The sequence below is a fragment of the Polaribacter sp. KT25b genome, from assembly GCF_900105145.1.
In the GTDB taxonomy this organism is placed as follows: Bacteria; Bacteroidota; Bacteroidia; order Flavobacteriales; family Flavobacteriaceae; genus Polaribacter.
Map to the genome: position 1 here is coordinate 1,846,574 of NZ_LT629752.1, position 19,584 is coordinate 1,866,157.

Annotated in this window: 14 protein-coding genes; 9 read left to right on the plus strand and 5 right to left on the minus strand. The window is 27.5% G+C overall.

The window, feature by feature from the left end:
- Positions 1-290: 290 nt before the first annotated feature.
- Positions 291-2,243 carry an ATP-binding protein gene (locus tag BLT70_RS07940; protein WP_091893309.1) on the plus strand — a complete coding sequence of 651 codons (1,953 nt, stop codon included), beginning with the start codon at positions 291-293 and terminating at the stop codon, positions 2,241-2,243.
- A gap of 123 nt (positions 2,244-2,366) precedes the next feature.
- Here the strand turns inward: BLT70_RS07940 and BLT70_RS07945 are convergent, their stop codons facing one another.
- The 3 genes from BLT70_RS07945 to BLT70_RS07955 form a co-directional block, all read right to left on the minus strand.
- Positions 2,367-3,614, minus strand: a complete 1,248-nt coding sequence (locus tag BLT70_RS07945) for a pyridoxal phosphate-dependent aminotransferase family protein (RefSeq protein WP_091893312.1) — start codon at positions 3,612-3,614, stop codon at positions 2,367-2,369.
- A 73-nt stretch (positions 3,615-3,687) separates the two neighbouring features.
- The gene (locus BLT70_RS07950) at positions 3,688-4,683 is read right to left on the minus strand and encodes a PLP-dependent cysteine synthase family protein (protein ID WP_091893314.1); all 996 of its coding nucleotides are present in this window, start codon (positions 4,681-4,683) and stop codon (positions 3,688-3,690) included.
- 228 nt (positions 4,684-4,911) lie between these two features.
- Positions 4,912-7,011: a S9 family peptidase gene (locus BLT70_RS07955; protein WP_091893315.1), complete on the minus strand. Its 2,100-nt coding sequence runs from the start codon at positions 7,009-7,011 to the stop codon at positions 4,912-4,914.
- 143 nt (positions 7,012-7,154) lie between these two features.
- Here BLT70_RS07955 and BLT70_RS07960 point away from each other — a divergent pair, with 143 nt between their 5' ends.
- From BLT70_RS07960 to BLT70_RS07975, 4 genes are all read left to right on the plus strand, one after another.
- Positions 7,155-7,478 (plus strand): YbaB/EbfC family nucleoid-associated protein, encoded by a 324-nt coding sequence (locus BLT70_RS07960; protein ID WP_091893317.1) that lies wholly within the window; start codon positions 7,155-7,157, stop codon positions 7,476-7,478.
- A 47-nt stretch (positions 7,479-7,525) separates the two neighbouring features.
- Entirely contained in the window at positions 7,526-7,819 is a 294-nt protein-coding gene (locus tag BLT70_RS07965; RefSeq protein WP_231962845.1) for a DUF2752 domain-containing protein, read from the plus strand.
- Between the two features lie 10 nt (positions 7,820-7,829).
- Complete coding sequence (locus tag BLT70_RS07970) at positions 7,830-8,162, plus strand: CCC motif membrane protein (RefSeq protein WP_091893321.1); 333 nt, start codon at positions 7,830-7,832, stop codon at positions 8,160-8,162.
- Positions 8,163-8,360: 198 nt separating this feature from the next.
- Positions 8,361-11,015, plus strand: coding sequence for an AsmA family protein (locus tag BLT70_RS07975; RefSeq protein WP_091893323.1), 2,655 nt, complete (start codon positions 8,361-8,363; stop codon positions 11,013-11,015).
- A gap of 61 nt (positions 11,016-11,076) precedes the next feature.
- Here BLT70_RS07975 and BLT70_RS07980 read toward each other — a convergent pair whose 3' ends face one another.
- Positions 11,077-11,520: a DUF5362 family protein gene (locus BLT70_RS07980; protein WP_231962846.1), complete on the minus strand. Its 444-nt coding sequence runs from the start codon at positions 11,518-11,520 to the stop codon at positions 11,077-11,079.
- Positions 11,521-11,622: 102 nt separating this feature from the next.
- Positions 11,623-12,867 (minus strand): ornithine--oxo-acid transaminase, encoded by a 1,245-nt coding sequence (gene rocD, locus BLT70_RS07985; RefSeq protein WP_091893325.1) that lies wholly within the window; start codon positions 12,865-12,867, stop codon positions 11,623-11,625.
- 278 nt (positions 12,868-13,145) lie between these two features.
- Between rocD and BLT70_RS07990 the strand changes: the two genes are divergently transcribed.
- From BLT70_RS07990 to rlmD, 4 genes are all read left to right on the plus strand, one after another.
- A complete protein-coding gene (locus BLT70_RS07990) occupies positions 13,146-13,523 on the plus strand; it encodes a c-type cytochrome (RefSeq protein ID WP_091893327.1) in 378 nt (125 codons plus the stop codon).
- Between the two features lie 358 nt (positions 13,524-13,881).
- Positions 13,882-15,519, plus strand: a complete 1,638-nt coding sequence (locus BLT70_RS07995; protein ID WP_091893329.1) for a tetratricopeptide repeat protein — start codon at positions 13,882-13,884, stop codon at positions 15,517-15,519.
- A gap of 108 nt (positions 15,520-15,627) precedes the next feature.
- Complete coding sequence (locus tag BLT70_RS08000; protein ID WP_091893331.1) at positions 15,628-17,931, plus strand: T9SS type A sorting domain-containing protein; 2,304 nt, start codon at positions 15,628-15,630, stop codon at positions 17,929-17,931.
- Positions 17,932-18,127: 196 nt separating this feature from the next.
- Positions 18,128-19,579 carry a 23S rRNA (uracil(1939)-C(5))-methyltransferase RlmD gene (gene rlmD, locus BLT70_RS08005; RefSeq protein ID WP_091893333.1) on the plus strand — a complete coding sequence of 484 codons (1,452 nt, stop codon included), beginning with the start codon at positions 18,128-18,130 and terminating at the stop codon, positions 19,577-19,579.
- Positions 19,580-19,584: the final 5 nt, after the last annotated feature.

Sequence of the window (19,584 nt, forward strand, 5' to 3'; positions counted from 1 at the left end):
AGTTTTGATTACTATATAAATACCGTGTAAATTATTTTGTTAAAAAAAACTTAACAAAAAGTAAAAGCAGTTAATAACTATAAATCAACCCTATAAGTTAGAAATTATTGTTTTATGAACTGCTATAATTTTAAATCTTATTTTAATCATTGAAAATTATATAAATTATAAGTACTTTAGTCAACCGAAATATAAAAGTAGTTTTGTACACAATAATTTTTAAAAGAAATAATTAGTTAATAAAATATCATAATTTGAGGTTTATAAGTTGTTTTATTTTATTATTTTTTTTGCAATATTCCTTTGCTTTTAAGCTAATTGAAGAGAAAACTAATATAATAGATCTTCGAGATACGCAAATTAACGATGATTCTGAAATTTATCTCGATACTAATTGGGAATTTTATTGGAACGATTTAATAATACCAGGAAATTTTAATAATTACAAACCTTTTAAAATTGTAACACTTAAAGATTGGACTGAATTTAATCTTCCCAAAACTGATAGATCACCTTCTTTTGGATATGCTACTTATCGATTAAATTTTAGAATTAACAAAAATAGACCTCACGTCTCATTATATATTCCCTCCGCATATTCATCTTCTAGAATATGGATAAATGGCCATTTTTTTTCTGAAATGGGTCACGTTGGTAAAACGAGATCTAAAACAATTCATAGACGATTTTCTCAAATTATTCCGTTAAATACTGATGAAAATAATTTTGAAATTGTTATTCAAGTTGCTAATTATTATCATAATAAAGGAGGTCTTGACAAACCACTAATACTAGGTGCCAGTAATCATTTGCATGATTTAAAATCTAAAAGAATTATGGCAGACATGATTTTTATTGGGTGCTTAGGTTTTATAGGTGTTTTCTTTTTATTTTTCTATTTAATATATTGGAACAAAGACAAGGCAATTCTTTATTTTGCTATTCTTTGTATCTCTTTATCTTATATATCTTTAAGTGATCGATATGCTCCTTTTACAGTTATTTTCGATTCTATTAGCTTTATTTTATTAACGAAGTTTGAATATATTACCTTGTTTTTAGCAGGAGCATCAGGAAGTTTATTTTTTAATAATATTTTCTATAATTTTATTTATAGAGCGTATTCTAAAATTATTGTTTTTAGTTTTTTAGCACTTGTAATACTTATTTTTTCTTTATCTCCTCCTCATTTCACAAAATTACTTATTCCGTTTTTAATACTAATGATCATTAATTTAATCTATGTTACATTAGTAGTTATAAAAGCAATTATTGCAAAACGACTTGAATCTATTTTGCTTCTTTTAAGTATAATATTAGGTTCTATTATTTTTTACATACATGTTTTTTTCTTTTTAGGAGAAAACGGAAATGCCATAATTTATGTAAATTTTGGATATATACTGGTTTTTTTACTCCTTTCTATGCTTTTAATGAAACGTTTTTCAGATTCATTTCAAGAACTTGAACATTCAAAAGAAATTGCATTACAACAGAAAAAAGAAATTTCTACACAATCAAATCAACTATCAAGAGCAAACCTTGAGCTTGAAGAAAATTTAAAACTTTTAGAAAATTATAATGCAGAATTAGACGATTTTAATCATATTGTTTCTCACGATTTAAAAACGCCTTTAGTGTCTGTACATGCACTTGTTTCATTTATTGAAGAAGATCTTAAAACTACTTTACATGCTGATACAAAAAACCATATAAACTTATTAAAAGATGTGGTTGCAAGAATGGATGCTTTAATTAATGGCCTTTTAGAATATTCTAAAGTAGCCAAAGGGAATAAACAAAAAGAATGGTTTAAACTAAATGATTTATTGCATAAAGTTATAGGAGTTGTAGACAATCAACAAAAAAACACAATTCATCTTCCTGATGAGGATTTAGAAATTTATGCTAACAAAATTGAATTAAATCATGTTTTTCAAAACCTACTAAGTAATTCCATAAAATATAACGATAAAAAACACACTATTATACATATATCTGTTGTAAAACAAAATAATGAATATATATTTTCTGTAAGTGATAATGGCCCAGGAATCGACCCTAAATATCATAATAAAATATTTAAAATGTTTAGTCAATTAGATGTCAATGAAGATGTTAAAAGCACAGGTATTGGCCTTGCAATTGTAAAGAAAATTATTTCGGAAAACTATGGAATTATCTCTATAGAATCAGAAAAAGGAATGGGCATTAAAATGAATTTTAGTTGGAGAATTAAATAAAAACCAAGAAATATTTATAACCATCTAATACAAAACAGCGTTCTCTCATATTTAAAATAAAATATTGGATCATAAAAAAACCGAACATTTCTGTTCGGTTTTCTAATATTTAAAGTCTAAAAATTACATCATTGAAGCTGCAATCTTTTTATAAGTTCCGTTTTCTAATAATTCTCTAATTGCAGAAAAGGCTTTAATAGTTAAATCTATATCTTCTTGTGTATGTGTTGTTGTTGGTATTAAACGTAAAATAATTAACCCTTTAGGAATTACAGGATACACAACAATAGAACAGAAAACACCGTGGTTTTCACGTAAATCATTTACCATTGCCATCGCTTCTGGAATATCTCCTTTTAAATATACTGGAGTTATACAAGTTTGTGTAGTTCCTAAATCGAAACCAGCGTTACGTAAACCAGATTGTAAAGCATTCGTATTTTGCCATAATTTTTCTTTTAACTCTGGCATTGTACGCAACATATCTAAACGTTTTAATGCTCCTTTAACCATTGCCATTGGTAATGATTTTGCAAACATTTGAGAACGCATATTATATTGTAAATATTGAATTACATCTTTATCACCAGCAAAGAAAGCACCAATACCAGCCATTGATTTTGCAAAAGTTGCAAAATAAACATCTATTTCATCTTGCACACCTTGCTCTACTCCTGTTCCTTTTCCATCTTTGCCAAGAGTTCCAAAACCATGAGCATCATCTACTAACAATCTAAAATTATATTCTTTTTTAAACGAAATAATTTCTTTTAAACGACCTTGTTCTCCACGCATTCCAAAAACACCTTCAGAAATCACTAAAATTCCTCCACCTGTTTGTTCTGCCATTTTTTTGGCACGCTTTATATTTTTTTCGAAGCTTTCCATATCGTTATGACGATATACAAAACGTTTACCAGCATGTAATCTTACACCATCAATAATACAAGCATGTGTATCCATATCATACACAATAATATCGTTTTTAGAAACTAAAGCATCAATAGCAGAAACCATACCTTGATATCCAAAGTTTACTAAATATGCAGCATCTTTTTCAACAAATTCTGCACATTCTTTTTCTAATTGTTCATGATATTTTGTATGTCCAGACATCATTCTAGCTCCCATTGGATAAGCCATTCCATGCTCTGTAGCAGCTGCTCCATCTACTTTTAAAACTTCAGGATGACTAGCTAAGCCTAAATAATCATTAATACTCCAAGTAATTACTTTTTTACCGTTAAAGGACATTCTATTAGAAATAGGTCCCTCTAGTTTAGGAAACACATAATATCCTTCGGCTTGTTTTGCCCATTTTCCTAAAGGACCTTTGTCTTCTTTTATTCTTTCAAATAAATCTTTCGTCATGTTCTTTGTTTTTAAGTATTACAAATTAACTGCTTTTTTTACAGTTATTCAAAATAGTTGATAAGTATTATTTTTATAGAAATCCTTGTTTCTTCATCCAAGAATCATTGTATATTTTATTCATATATCTAGAGCCATGATCCGGAAAAATAAGTACCACAAAGCTTTCGTCATCGAACATACCAGAATCTGCATATTGTCTAGCTGCTTGTAATACAGCACCAGATGTATAACCTGGAAAAATACCTTCGCTTTTTACAATTTCTCTTGATGTAAAAGCTGCTTCTTTATCAGTCACTTTTTCGTACACATCTATTACATCAAAATCTGTTGCAGTAGGAATTAAATTTTTACCTAAACCTTCAATTTTATAAGGTTTTATTTCTTTTGGATCTAACTTACCTGTTTCATGGTATTTTTTTAACACAGAACCAACAGCATCTACACCTAATATTTTAATATTCGGATTTTGCTCTTTTAAATATTTTCCTGTTCCAGAAATTGTACCTCCTGTTCCGCTTGCAACAACTAAATGCGTAATTTTACCTTCAGTTTGTTTCCAAATTTCTGGACCTGTAGATCTATAATGTGCTTCTATATTTAACTCATTAAAATATTGATTAATGTATACAGATCTCTTTGTTTCTTTGTGAATTCTTTTAGCAACTTCGTAATAAGATCTTGGATCATCTGGAGCAACGTTTGCAGGACAAATATGTACTTCTGCTCCCATTGATCTTAACATATCTATTTTATCTACAGATGATTTATCGCTTACTGCTAAAATACATCTATAGCCTTTAACAATACTTATCATTGCCAAACTAAAACCTGTATTTCCAGATGTAGTTTCTATAATTGTAAATCCTTTTTTTACAATTCCTTTTTTTTCTGCATCTTCTATAATATGTAAAGCAATTCTATCTTTTGCAGAATGCCCAGGATTAAAAGCCTCTAATTTTGCAAAGTAAGAACCTTTTAAATCTTTCGTTATGTTATTTAATTTAACGAGAGGAGTTTCTCCTACTAGTTTTAAAATATTCTCGGTAATACCTTGATTTCTTGTCATTCTAACTTTTTAAAAAGTAAAACGTCATTGCAAGTACCTTAACTTCTATCATCAGTAATTAAGAAATACTCTTTTTTTTGTGATATTGCTTTATTACTTTTTAAAACACACTTTATTAAAAGCTATGTAAAAGTGAAGTCAAACGCAATGACGTTTCATTTTTTTAATCGAGTGCAAAAATACACAACCTAATTGAATTATAAAAATTGAATTTTAACACTTATTTTTTTACAATTCCAATTTATTTTCTAGTGCTAATAAAAAAGTAAACTCTTCTGCTGTTTCCTTTAAAGCTTCAAATCGTCCAGAAGCTCCTCCATGACCAGAATCCATGTTTGTATGTAACATCAATAAATTGGTATCCGTTTTTAACTCACGAAGCTTTGCAATCCATTTTGCTGGCTCCCAATACTGTACTTGAGAATCATGAAAACCTGTAATAATTAACATATTTGGATATGCATGATGCCCAACTTGATCGTATGGTGAATATGATTTTATATACTCATAAGAATCTTTGTTATTAGGATTTCCCCATTCGTCATATTCTCCTGTAGTTAAAGGAATACTATCATCTAACATTGTAGAAACTACATCTACAAAAGGAACCGCAGCAATAACACCATTGTACAATTCTGGATTCATATTTACAACAGCACCCATTAACAAACCACCTGCAGAACCGCCCATTGCGTACAAATGTTTTGAAGAAGTATAACCGTTATCAATTAAATATTTAGAGCAATCTACAAAATCTGTAAACGTATTTTTTTTATGAAACATTTTTCCATCTTCGTACCATTCTCTACCCAAATATTGACTTCCTCTAATATGAGCCAAAGCAAATACAAAACCTCTGTCTAATAAACTTAAACGAGTTGTAGAAAAACTATCAGAAACTGTATGACCATAAGAACCATAAGCATATTGTAATAATGGCGTATTTTCATTTAGTTTGGTGTTTTTATGATGTACCAATGACACAGCAACTTTTTTTCCATCTCTTGCAGTTGCCCAAACTCGTTTACTTTCATAATTTTCTTTATGAAACTTTCCTCCTAAAACTTCTTGCTCTTTTTTAATATCTTTAGATTGATCTTTCATATTAAAATCAATCACAGAACTTGGTGTTGTAAAAGAATTATAAGCATATCTTAAAATATCAGTATCAAACTCTGGATTACCAAAAACACCAGCAGAATAAGTTTCTTCATTAAAAGGCAAGTAATAATCTTCTTTGTTATCCCAACGTTTAATTCTAATTTTATTTAAGCCATTTGTACGTTCTTCTAGAATTAAATACTCTTTAAAAATAGAAAAATCTTCTAATAACGTTTCTTCTCGATGCGGAATTACATCTACCCAATTTTCTTTTGTTGGCTTAGAAATAGGCGTTTTCATCAATTTAAAATTGGTTGCACCATCTTTATTTGTTAAAATATAAAAATGCTCTTTATATTGAGAAATATCATATTCTAACTCTTTTTCTCTTGCTTGAATTAATTTAAATTTTCCTGTTGGATTATTCGCATCTAAAAATTGTGCTTCAGATGAATGTGTACTATGAGAACCTATAATAATATATTCATCAGATTTTGTTTTGGTTACATAAGTTCCAAAAGTATCATCTTCTTCATGATAAATTTCTACATCTTCAGATGCTGGAGTTCCTAAAACATGTCTAAAAATTTTCTCGCTTCTTAATGTTTCTGGATTTTTCTTGGTGTAAAAAATAGTTTTATTATCATTTGCCCAAACAGAACCACCACTTGTATTATCTATAATATCTTTATAAATTTCGCCTGTTTCTAAGTTTTTAATTCGTAAAAAATACTGTCTTCTACTAACTGTATCTGTTGCAAAAACGGCTAATTTATTATCCGGCGAAATATTTAATCCTCCTAATTTAAAATATTCAAAACCTTTTGCTAATTCATTTACATCAAAAAGAACTTTTTCTGGTGCTTCTAAATTGTCTTTTTTTCGGCTATAAATAGGATATTGTTTCCCTATTTCATAACGAGTTATGTAATAATAACCGTTATCTTTATAAGGCACAGAAGAATCATCTTCTTTAATTCTACCTTTCATTTCTTGAAATAAATTTTCCTTAAATTTCTTAGTATAATCGGTTACTTTATCAAAATATGCATTTTCTGCCTCTAAATAATCAACTACTTTTTGTGTCTGTTCATCTTTTACAATTGCATTTTTTTGGGCATCAGATAAACGCATCCAAAAGTAATTATCAATTCTTATATCTCCATGTTTTTCTAGTTTTGTAGGCTGTTTATCAGCAATTGGAAACTGTGCATCTGTACTCTTCATATCTTTCGTATCATTTTTACAAGCGGTTGCAAAAATAAGACTTATTAATATTGTTGTTACACATATTTTTCTCATTTTTTTTTGATTTAACTTTATTACTAATTTAGTAATTTTGCAATCTATTAAATATTAAAATAAAAAATATGTTTGGAGACTTATCAGGAATGATGAATAAGCTTAAAGAAGCTCAAAAAGAAGTAGAAATAACAAAGTCGAGATTAGATTCTGTTTTGGTTGATGAAACTTCTGCTGATAAAAAAATTAAAGTAACGCTAACAGCAAACAGAGAAATAAAATCAATTTCTATAGATGAAACACTTCTTGGTGATAAAGAAGAATTAGAAGATTTTTTAATTATCACATTAAATAAAGCGATTGAAAAAGCATCAAAAATTAATGAAGCCGAAATGGCAGTTGCAGCAAAAAAAGGAATGCCAAACATTCCAGGAATGGACATGTTTAAATAAATTTGATAAAAATACTTGAACAATATCAAAAAACACACATTTAAATTTTGAGTTTAGAAGATTACATGTTGCCATGTTTAAACAAAAAACTTTTTGGAATAGATTGTTTAGGTTGTGGTTTTCAAAGATCTTTACTTTCTGTTATAAAAGGTGATTTTACAGCTGCTTTTAATTTGTATCCTGCAATTTTTACAATATTGATAATGGCTTTTTTTTTATTACTACATTTAAAGTTCAAGTTTAAAAATGGTAAAAAAATTATTATTATTTTAGCGATTGTTAATGTTTTGATAATTGTAATAAGCTATTATATCAAAATGAAACCTCTTTTTAATTTATAGAAAAAATAATATGGAAAAACAAACATTACCAAATGCAACGGTCTCTTTAGTTTTAGGAATTTTCTCGTTACTAACCTGTATCTGTTATGGAGTTTTAGGTTTGCCTTTAGGTATTGCCGCATTTGTTTTAGGTAACAAAGCTTTAAAAGTTTATCAAAATAATCCTGAAAATTATGCAAGTTCTGGAAACGCAAGTGCAGGTAAAATATTAGGAATTATAGGTATTATTTTAAATCTAATTTTTATACTTCTTATTGTTTGGGTAATCTCTAAAATTGGTTGGGAAAACTTACAAAACGAAGAAGTAATGCAAGAAAGAATGATGGAAATTTTTGGTCAATAAAACTAAGAATCTATTTATAATAAAAATGCAGTTCTTTATTGAATTGCATTTTTTTTACAATAAATATTTAAATCATAAAAAATAAGATTCTTATTTGTTTGATTTTTTATAAAGTAAACAATTTAACGAAAAATAAACACGTTTATCTGCTGTAAACAATAAATTTGCATTTGGTTTACATGATAATTAAATAGAAATATGAACAAAGAAATAAAGAAAAATTCTTTAGTAAAAAGAGTCTTAAAATGGTTAGTTGCAGTCTTCTTAATTTTAATAATTGCATTGGTTGCTATTCCGTTTCTATTTAAAGATAAAATTGTAGAAATGGTATCTACAACTATTAACGAAAATATAAATGCAACCGTAACTTTTAAAGATACTGAATTAAGTTTTTTTAAGAACTTTCCGTTAGCTAGTTTAACTGTAAAAGATGTTGTAGTTGCAAATAAAGCTCCTTTTATTGGCGATACATTATTTAGCACTAAAGAGGTAAGTGTAAGTATGAGTATTACCGAACTCTTTAAAGATAAAGAGGAAGCGCTTGAACTTAAAAGTTTTTCTTCTAAAAACGGACAAATAAACATCATTTTTAATACAGAAAGTATTGGTAATTATGATATTGCTTTAAAAAATGAGACAGCAGAAGAAACCGGTTCAGAATCAGATTCATTTTCTTTAAACATTCAAGATTATGAATTTGAAAACATGAGTTTTATGTATTTGGACAGAAGTTCTAATATGAAAATGAAATTAGACAGCATTTATCATTATGGAAAAGGTAATTTTGCTGAAGAAATTTTAGATTTAGATACAAAAACCACAGCAAAACTTTCTTTTGATTATGAAAATACCAATTATTTTAACAATGTTGCAATTTCTTTAAATGCTGTTTTAGGAATAGATTTAAAAAATAGCAAATATACTTTTAAAGAAAATACAGGTTATATCAATCAGTTGCCTTTAGAATTTAATGGTTTTATTCAAATGCTTGATGAAACACAGGTTTATGACATCACTTTTAAAACACCAACATCAGATTTTAAAAACTTGTTAGCGCTTTTACCTAAACAATATTCAGGAGATTTAAATGCGATAAAAACAGCAGGTAATTTTGATTTAAATGGCGTTGTAAAAGGTGTTTTATCAGAAACTACAATTCCTGCTTTTGATATTTCTTTTGCTTCAAAAGATGCAATGTTTAAGTATAATGATTTGCCAAAATCTGTACAAAAAATCAATATTGATACAAGAGTTATCAATAAAACAGGAAATATAAAAGACACTTACATCAACCTAAATAAATTAACTTTTAAAATAGATACTGATGTTTTTGCTGCCAACGGAAATATTAAAGATATTACAACAAATCCGAAAATAAACTTAACAGCAAAAGGAACCATAAATTTAGCAAATATTGGTAAAGTGTATCCTGCACCAATTGAACAAGAATTAGCTGGAATTTTAAATGCTGATATTACCACCAATTTTGACATGAATTCTGTTGATAAAGGAAATTATGAAAACATTAAAAATGCTGGTCAAGTAAAAGTAAACGATTTTAAATATGATGGAAAAGATGTTGCGAAACCTTTTTACATTAATAAAACGGCCATTACTTTTAACACAAACAGCATTAAATTAAATGAATTTGATGCAAAAACTGGAGATTCTGATATTTCTATTACAGGAAATCTAGATAATTTTTATGGTTTTATTTTTAAAGATCAAACACTAAAAGGGAACTTTAGTTTAAATTCAAATACATTTAAAGTGTCAGATTTTTTAGCTACTGATACGAGTACTACTGCTACTGTTGATAAAAAAGAAGAAACAGAAAAAATAAAAATCCCTGCTTTTTTAGATTGCAAATTTAACGCAACTGCTACAACTGTTGTTTATGATAATATCAACCTAAAAAATGTTTCTGGAACTATTTATATTAAAGACGAAACTGTAAATCTTGAAAATTTAAAAACAGAAGTTTTTGGAGGAAACATTGGTTTTACAGGTAACGTTTCTACAAAAGGTGATACTTATAGTTTTAGCATGGATTTAAATTTAAAAGAATTAAATATAGCAGATTCTTTTGGCACTTTAGACATGTTAAAAGCCATTGCGCCTATTGCCAAAACAATTGACGGTAAAATGAATTCTACAATAAATGTTTCTGGAAATTTAAGTGATGACTTTACTCCAAATTTAAAAACTATTTCTGGAGATTTATTTGGAAAACTATTAAATCCAACATTAAACTCTAGTAATTCTAAAGCGTTAAGTTTATTAAGCGAAAAAGTTTCATTTTTAAATACTGATAAATTAAATTTAGACGGAATTAATGCTTATTTATCATTCGAAAACGGAACGGTAACTGTTAAGCCAATTCCTTTAAAATATCAAGATATTGGTATCGAAATTGGTGGAAAACATGGTTTTGATAATACAATGAATTATGATATTAAGTTTGATGTTCCTGTAAAATATTTAGGCACAGAAGTAACCAATCTAATTGCAAAATTATCATCAAAAGATGCAGAAAAAATTACAAGTATTCCTGTTAATGCAAGTTTAAACGGAAGCTTTAGCAGTCCTAGTTTTACAACAAACATAAAAGACGCTACAGCTAACTTGGTTAAAAATTTAGTAGAACAGCAAAAGCAAAATTTAATAAATTCTGGTAAAGATAAACTACTTAATTTAGTTGGTGGTGACACTAAAAAAGATTCTACAAGCACAAGCACCAAAGACAAGTTGATAAATATAATTACTGGTGATAAAAAAGATACAACAAAAACGAACAATGAAGACAAAGTGAAAAATGTTATTAATGGTTTGTTTAAAAAGAAAAATAATTAATTAGATAAAAAAAGAGGAAGTTTAAAATAAACTTCCTCTTTTTTTTCATCAATATTTTTTCTTACAAAAGAGATCCTGTTACTACAGAAACTACAATTAGCATTGCATATAAAGACAATATAATAATTGTAAAAACACCAATAAATTTATAATGAGATTTTAAAACTTTAAAAGCATCTGCTAAAATAGTATCATCTTTTGTTGCTAAAGCTTTTTTCATTTTATTAGAAAATTGCATTAAATAATACACCGGAAAAAAGTATAAAACTGCAAATAATAAATATACAATTGTCATAGCCAAACCAAGATCAAAAGGAACTTCTTTTGCTTGCGGAATAGCGCTAAAAATAACTCCAGAGAAAATAGCCAAAACTACTAAAAAAGCAATTCCTATAAATCCTATTATAGATAAAAAGAATGCCCATTTTGCAGTTTCTTTTAAAAAGGATTTTGCTTCTGTATTTATCGTTAATTGCTCTAATTGTGTAATTGGGTTTCCTATCATAATCAAATATATTAATTTATATATCAAAAATAGACAAAAAAAATTAGCCAGAAACTTGCATTACATAAGTTACTGGCTAAAATATTTATCTTTTTAAAAAAATTATTTTTTAAATTCTGTAATAGTCTTTTTAATAATAGCAACACAATCTCTTAATTGTGCTTCTGTCATTACCAAAGGTGGTGCAAAACGAATAATATTACCATGTGTAGGTTTAGCTAACAAACCATTGTCTCTTAGTTTTATACAAATGTCCCAAGCTGTAGAACTATTTTCTGTATCATTTATTAAAATTGCATTTAATAAACCTTTACCTCTAACAGATTTTACCAAGCTATTAGTTTCTGCAAAAGCAGTTAACTCTTCTCTAAAAATAACACCTAATTTCTCTGCATTTTCTGCTAAATTTTCATCATTAATAACTTCTAAAGCCGCCATTGCAACTGCTGCTGCAATTGGGTTTCCTCCAAATGTAGAACCATGATTTCCAGGTCTTATTACATTCATAATATGATCATTTGCCAAAACAGCAGAAACCGGATAAGCACCACCACTTAATGCTTTACCAAGAATTAAAACATCTGGTTTTACATTTTCATGATCTACAGCTAATAATTTACCTGTTCTTGCAATTCCTGTTTGCACTTCATCAGCAATAAATAATACGTTGTATTCTTCGCACATTTTTTTAGCTTCTGATAAATAATTTTCAGAAGGTACGTAAACACCTGCTTCTCCTTGAATTGGTTCTACTAAAAAACCTGCAATATTATTACTACTTTCTAATGCTTCTTGCAAAGCTTGCAGATTATCATATTCAATTTTTACAAATCCTTTTGTATATGGACCAAAGTTTTTTCTAGCAACAGGATCATTAGAAAATGAAATAATAGTAGTTGTTCTTCCGTGAAAATTATTTTCACAAACAATAATTTCTGCTTTATTTTCTGGAATTCCTTTTACTTCATACGCCCATTTTCTACAGATTTTTAAAGCAGTTTCTACAGCTTCTGCTCCTGTATTCATTGGTAAAATTTTGTCAAAACCAAAATATTCTGTGGCAAATTTTTCATATTTACCTAGCATATCATTATAAAATGCTCTTGAAGTTAAGGTTAAGGTTTTTGCTTGATGTATCATTGCATCTACAATTTTAGGATGACAATGACCTTGATTTACTGCAGAATATGCTGATAAAAAATCATAATATTTTTTTCCTTCAACATCCCAAACATACACGCCTTCTCCTCTACTCAAAACCACTGGAAGTGGATGATAGTTGTGCGCGCCATACTTGTTTTCTAATTCGATTGCTTCTTGCGAAGTTAATTTGTCTAAAACAGCCATTTTAAATAATTTAAGTTTTATGTTTTTAGTTTAACCTAAAAACAATATTTGAAAACATTATTTTTATATTTTCAAAAAAAATTAATAATTAAACTCGCTAAACGAGTAAAATAACCATTCCTATTCTACCTTTATCCTTTCAGTGAAACTGAAAATTCAGCGTGGGAAAGAAATCATCCCCGAATAGCCGCAAATTACTAAATATTAGTTTCATTTTATAATGATTAAAAAAAAATATTCTTTAAATTTGTCTTGTACACTAAAAATCAACAGTTATTATGAAAAAAGTCATATTTAGTCTTGCTTTTATTGTTTGTGTTTCTTTTCTGATAGTAAGTTTTACAGAAAAAAAAGAAATTTTAAATACAATTCCGCAATCTTCTATTGACAAAGGAAAAAGGCTTTTTAAAAAAAATGCATGTACAGGTTGTCATCAAGAAAAAACTAAAGTTATTGGACCTTCGGTAAAAGATATTGCAACAAAATATAAAACTGAAAAAGGGGATTTAATAGCTTTTTTAAAAGGTAAAAACAAACCTATTGTTGATAAAGATCCTGGTCAAATAGCAATAATGAATGCTAGTTTAGGTATTACAAAAAATATGAAAGCAGTAGATTTAAAAGCTCTGTATGATTACATAATGAGTATTAAATAGCAAAATATTTAACTGAATAATAAGAGTTTCTTCTATAAAGGGAGAAACTCTTTTTTGTTTATAATCATCTACATAACACAACCGAACAACTATTATAAAAGTTTCAAATTATTTTAATAGTAATTATCATTTAGCACTTATTGATATCTTAAAATTTTAAAAAACTTAGAGATTGTTGAAAGGAATATAATTTTTAAAAATAAATTATGGTTTTATCTATAAAAACCAATTGATTCACTTAAAACAAACATTATATCTACAAAAACAGCAATAACATTAAATATTCTTTAAAATAAAACACATTATTAATTATGTTTTTTTTTAATAAAAGTTAATTTAGCAATTATTTCTTATTTGTATGAAGTCTATTTTTAAATATCTTTTAATTCTTTTAAGTACCACTTTTTTTGCTCAGAATAAAGCAAGTTTAGATAGTTTACTAGTTAAAGGAGTAAAAGCAATGAATAATAAAGAGTATTCTTTGTCATTAGAACTATTAACTAAAGCTAATTCTATAGCTGAAGAAAAACATTGGTATAAACAACAATTCTTAGCGATAAATAACATTGGTGCTAATTATTACTCAATGTTAGATTATGGGGAAGCTTTAAACAATTATCTTGACGCATATACTATAGCTCTTAAACATCTTGATGAAAATGAAGAAATGATTGTTTTAAATAATATAGCAATTTTATATAGTAAAGAAAATGAGTTTAAAAAAGCAGAAGAATATTTTGGCAAAGCCTATAAACTTGCGTTAGAAAATAATCTAGAGACTAAAAAAGGATTGTATTCAATTAATTTAGGTATTGTTACTAACCAACAAAATAAATTAGATGTTGCTTTAAATTATTTAGAAAATGGAAAAAAAATATTTAAAAACAAACCTTCTCTTTTAATATTAGCAGAAACTGCAATAGTAGATAATTATTATAAAAGAAAAGAGTTTGAAAAAGCTAAAGTTTTAGCAACTAAAATTCTACCGAATTTAAAAGGTATTTCATACTCAGAAGAAAGAATATCTATATTAATTTTACTTTCTAACATTTATAAAGAATCAAGAAAATTATCACTAGCCACAAGCTATGCTAAAGCTGCATTAGAGGCTTCTCTAAATTCTGAAAATAGAATATCGGCATTTAATCAATTGGCAGAAGTTTACAAAGCAAGCAACATAATTGATAAAGCAATAGAAGCTAAAGACTCTGTAATTGCACTAACAAATTCTTTAAATAAGATTAAAAATGGTCATCTATTTGAAACCAATAAAGTAAAGTTTGAAATTGCAAACTACAAACAAGAACTAAAGAAAAATCAAGAAAAACAAAAAGAAGATCGCTTTTTATTTTACGGATTGTTAACTATTTTACTTCTCATTATTTGCTTAATTACTTGGGCGCTTAGAAATAGCTCTATAAAAAATAAACAAAGAAAAATACTTGATGATAGAAGTAAAGAAATAATTCAATTAGAACTTCAGAAAAAGAAAAGTGACAATTTAGTGTTAGAAAAACAACTTTATGCCAAAGAAGCTTTTTCTCTTTTAGAACAAGAACGATTAAAAAATGAAATAGAAAAACGCAACCAAAAGTTAGCCGCAAAAGCGCTACAAGTTTCAGCTAGAAATGAATTATTAAAAGAAGTAATAAACTCTTTATCTAGCCAAACAGAAGTTTCTAAAAATGTTTTTCTTTCAAGAAAAGTAACTGAATTAAAAAATCTTTTAAAGAGTGATACTGAATGGGAAAGTTTTTTAACTCATTTTGAACAAGTGAATCATACATTCATATCCAAATTAAAAAAGCAACACCCAAAACTTACTGCAAATGATATTAGATATATCAGTTATCTTTATATGAATTTAACAAATAAAGAAATAGCTTCTTTATTTAATATAACTATTGAAGCTTCAAGAAAAAGAAAAGAACGAATTAGCTCTAAAATGGAGTTAAAATACAATTTAGACCTATATACCTACATATCAAGTATTTAATGTTAATTGTCACATTAATTCTTTTTCTTGTCACGGTAATTATTCTGTAATTTTAGTTTATATGAATTTTATATTTCAATATTGTCATTCACTAAAATCACTTTAATTATGAAAATAAAAATTACTCTTTTATTATTTATTTTATGTTTAACATTTCAGTCTGTTTTTGGGCAACTTGAAGTTGATGGATCTGATGAATTTGGAAGAATATTTAATGTTACTTACGATGCAACTATCCCAAATAAAGTATATGCTGTAACTCTTGGCAACCACATTATAGTATCAGAAGATAATGGTAAAAATTGGCAAGTATTGTACTCACTTATTTATTATGGAGCTAGTATAAAAGACATGAAACTTTCTTCTGATGGAAAATCATTAACGTTTTCAGCACATTTACCTAATACTGAAGTAAATGCTGTAATGGTTTATGAAATTTCATCTGCATCTATTATTAAAACTTATCCTTTGCCCAACCAAAAAGATTTAGGTTATTTAGTATCTTATGATTTTTATGACAATGATATGGACGTATTAATTGTGGCTACAAAATTTCCTGTTGGTTTTGAAACAGAAGGTAAAACTTTTTATACAGCAGATGGAGGTGCTAATTGGGAGATGATTTATTATACAAATGATAATGATTTCGTTTTTATTAATAAAGTTGCTATTAGCCCTAATAATCCTGATAAAATATTTTTAACAAGAGGTAATGGAAAACTTGAAGTTGACGGAGGTCTTTTTATTTCTGATGACGCTGGTAGAAATTTTACAGAAAAATTACCAGGAATTGTTCTAGATCCTATTGCTTTTGATCCTTCAAACGATGAAACTATTTTTTTAGGAACAGGTATTAGTTTTGGTGGTAATGAAGAAAACTTATACAAATCTGTTGATAATGGTAATACATTTGATATTATTTCTATAAGATGGACAACTAGCACATTAAACAATATTACCGTTATAGAATTTAATGAGAACAACCCTTCTCAAATTATTGTTTTAGAAGAAAATGAGATTGCTATTTCAGAAGATGGTGGAAATACTTTTGAAAATACAGTTTACCCAGATGATAACACAGATAGTTATTACTACGGGTTAAATGCAAGCTACAATCCACAAAATAATCAAGAAGTAATTATAAGTTCAAATTACATTCCATTATTTTCAAGCGAGGGAGGTCAAACAGTTAGCAAAATTTATTCACCATATTTTACTAGTACTGGTAGCACTGCTATTTTTAAAAATGAAACTAATACAAACTTGTATTATGGAGTTCAAAAGGGTCATATTCACAGAGACTTAAACTCAGGTAAAGAAACTGCTTATAATATTTTGCCTCTTAATAATTTTTCTAGTGGTGGAGAAAGTCAAACTTTAGTAGATCAAATCATCCCAAATCGTATTTATAGTTTTAGTTCAAGTTTTTTTGGATCAGCACTTTATGTAAGTAATGATAATGGGGCTACAAAGAATCAATTGTTAAGTTTATTTAAAAATAAATTTACAGCTCAAGCAACTTTCCCTAATCATACAGAAACAATTTTTGCTGCTTTTGCTGGTTATGAAGCAAGTGAAACTGTTTTAAAAAAAATAGATTTTACCGATATTAATAAAGTAGAACAAATAGACATTAAACTTCCTACTTTAAATTTTATTTACGGAATTATTATAGACAACACAGGTAAAATAACATTGTCTATTGGAAACGAAGTATATTCTTCAATTGATGAGGGAGAAACTTGGGAAAACAATAGTAAAGGTTTAGATGAATTAGACGAATCTGATATCATTTTTGATTTAAAACAAGATCCAAAAAACAATGATTTTTTAGCATTAGCAACTTCAAAAGGTATTTTTATTTCTGAGGATAATGGAGAAAATTGGGTAAAAAAAACCAAAGATTTAGTAAACAAAGTCGAATTTTCTTCAGAAACAAGTGGTGCTATAATTGCATCAACTTATAATTCTTTATACACCAAGTTCACTTTATACTATTCAGTAGATTATGGAGCTAATTGGGAAACAATTAATAACGAACAATTATTAGGTATACAAGCTTATTCTTCTGCTTTTCATTTTGAAAAAGATACTATAACAGCTTATATTGGTAGTAGCGATTTAGGCCTTTTAAAATATATTATTGACCTTAGTAGTTTATCAGTTCTTGATCCGATAAACAGCACAAGTTTAATAACTATTTTCCCCAACCCTTTTCAGAATGTTTTAAATATTAAATTAAATAACTCAAAAGTTATTTATGCTAGCATTTATTCATTAACAGGAAAAAAAGTTTTAGAATTTAAAAATAAAGAAAGCATTAATGTTTCTGGTTTAGCTGCCGGAATTTATTCTTTAAGAATAAAAGACAACAATAATACTATATTCTTTAAACGAATAATAAAACAATAAGTTAATTAATATTTAAAACAATAAAAGCCCTTAAAATTTCTATTTTTAAGGGCTTTTTATTATTAAAACTTTAAGGTAAAATTCTATCAAAATTAAGGTTTTACAAAAAGTATAAATAGTTACTTCTTCTTTCATACTTTTAAAAGAGTTCAATCAAATTTCTTTTCCTAATTTTGCAATCCTATAATTTTGAAATATGCCACGTAGAGAACGAAATAAATTTGTAAAGAAGAATCAAGTTTTAGAACTTAGAATTGAAGATTACGCTTTTGGCGGAAAAGGAATTGCCAGAATAAAATCTGATGAAGGCAGTTTTGTTATTTTTGTTCCTAATACGTTACCAGGACAATTGGTGAAAGCACAAATAAGCAAGTCTAGTAAAAAATATGCAGAAGCAAAATTAATTGATGTTTTAGAACCATCAGAAAATGAAGTTGAAGTTCCGTTTCAAGACATTCCTGGCGCACCTTACATTCAATTACCCATAGAATTACAACATCAGTATAAAAAAGAAAGCACTTTATCTTTATTTAAAAGAATTGGTAAAGTTGAAAATATCGAAGATTTATTTGACGAATTAGTAGTGTCTCCAAACGTATTTCATTATAGAAATAAAATGGAATATGGTTTTTCTGCAATTGGTTACGATCGTATTAATAAAACTGATAAAGATGAATTTACACTAGGTTTTAAAAGACGTGGTGTTTGGTGGATGGGAGATAATTTAGAGAAAGATTCTGGTTTATTTGATAAACAAATGGAAGACAATCTAAAAAACATTAGACACTATTGTTTAGAAACAGGTTTAGAACCTTGGCATGGACCAAAAAAAACTGGTTTTTTTAGATATTTTGTGGTTAGAAAATCTTACAAAACCAATGAATTGTTATTCAATTTAGTGACAACTTCACCTGAATTACCAAATTTCGATTTAAAAAAATTCGCAAATTATTTGGTTGAATTATTTGGCAATAGAGTTGCTGGTTTGTTACATACAATTAATGATGAAACTGGAGATAGAACCATTGCAACTTCTGGCAGCATCAATTTAGTGTACGGAAAAGATAAAATTGTGGAAGAATTGTTAGGTTTAAATTTTGAAATTAGCATGAAAAGCTTCTTTCAGACAAATCCTAAATGTGCAGAAAAATTGTATTCTAAAGTTGTTGAATATGTTTTAGAAGATAAATCTAAAGTAGATAATACTGTTGTAATGGATTTATTTTGCGGAACAGGAACTATTGGTCAAATTGTGGCTTCTAGAAGTGAAAACGCAAAAATTGTTGGGGTAGATATTGTTGCATCAGCAATAAAAGATGCACAAAAAAATGCCAAAAGAAATAATATTGAAGGGTTACAGTTTTATGCTGCAGATGTTGGTAAATTCTTAGTTGCACACCCTGAATATAAAGATAAAATAAAAACAATTATTTTAGATCCAGCCAGAGCAGGAATTGCACCAAAAACATTACAAAAGATAATCAATTTAAATGCAGACAGAATGGTGTATGTTTCTTGTAACCCAGCAACACAAGCAAGAGATACAGAATTATTGGCTGAAGCTGGTTATCAAATTAAAAAAATTAGTTTAGTAGATCAATTTCCACACACAAGTCATATAGAAACTGTGGTTTTATTTGAGAGATAATTAAA

Coding starts and splice junctions, on each gene's coding strand:
- BLT70_RS07975 (WP_091893323.1), top strand. CDS start 8,361: ATGAACAAAGAAATAAAGAAAAATTCTTTAGTAAAAAGAGTCTTAAAA.
- BLT70_RS07950 (WP_091893314.1), bottom strand. CDS start 4,683: ATGACAAGAAATCAAGGTATTACCGAGAATATTTTAAAACTAGTAGGA.
- BLT70_RS07995 (WP_091893329.1), top strand. CDS start 13,882: ATGAAGTCTATTTTTAAATATCTTTTAATTCTTTTAAGTACCACTTTT.
- BLT70_RS07955 (WP_091893315.1), bottom strand. CDS start 7,011: ATGAAGAGTACAGATGCACAGTTTCCAATTGCTGATAAACAGCCTACA.
- BLT70_RS07960 (WP_091893317.1), top strand. CDS start 7,155: ATGTTTGGAGACTTATCAGGAATGATGAATAAGCTTAAAGAAGCTCAA.
- rlmD (WP_091893333.1), top strand. CDS start 18,128: ATGCCACGTAGAGAACGAAATAAATTTGTAAAGAAGAATCAAGTTTTA.
- BLT70_RS07945 (WP_091893312.1), bottom strand. CDS start 3,614: ATGACGAAAGATTTATTTGAAAGAATAAAAGAAGACAAAGGTCCTTTA.
- BLT70_RS07980 (WP_231962846.1), bottom strand. CDS start 11,520: ATGATAGGAAACCCAATTACACAATTAGAGCAATTAACGATAAATACA.
- BLT70_RS07970 (WP_091893321.1), top strand. CDS start 7,830: ATGGAAAAACAAACATTACCAAATGCAACGGTCTCTTTAGTTTTAGGA.
- rocD (WP_091893325.1), bottom strand. CDS start 12,867: ATGGCTGTTTTAGACAAATTAACTTCGCAAGAAGCAATCGAATTAGAA.
- BLT70_RS07990 (WP_091893327.1), top strand. CDS start 13,146: ATGAAAAAAGTCATATTTAGTCTTGCTTTTATTGTTTGTGTTTCTTTT.
- BLT70_RS08000 (WP_091893331.1), top strand. CDS start 15,628: ATGAAAATAAAAATTACTCTTTTATTATTTATTTTATGTTTAACATTT.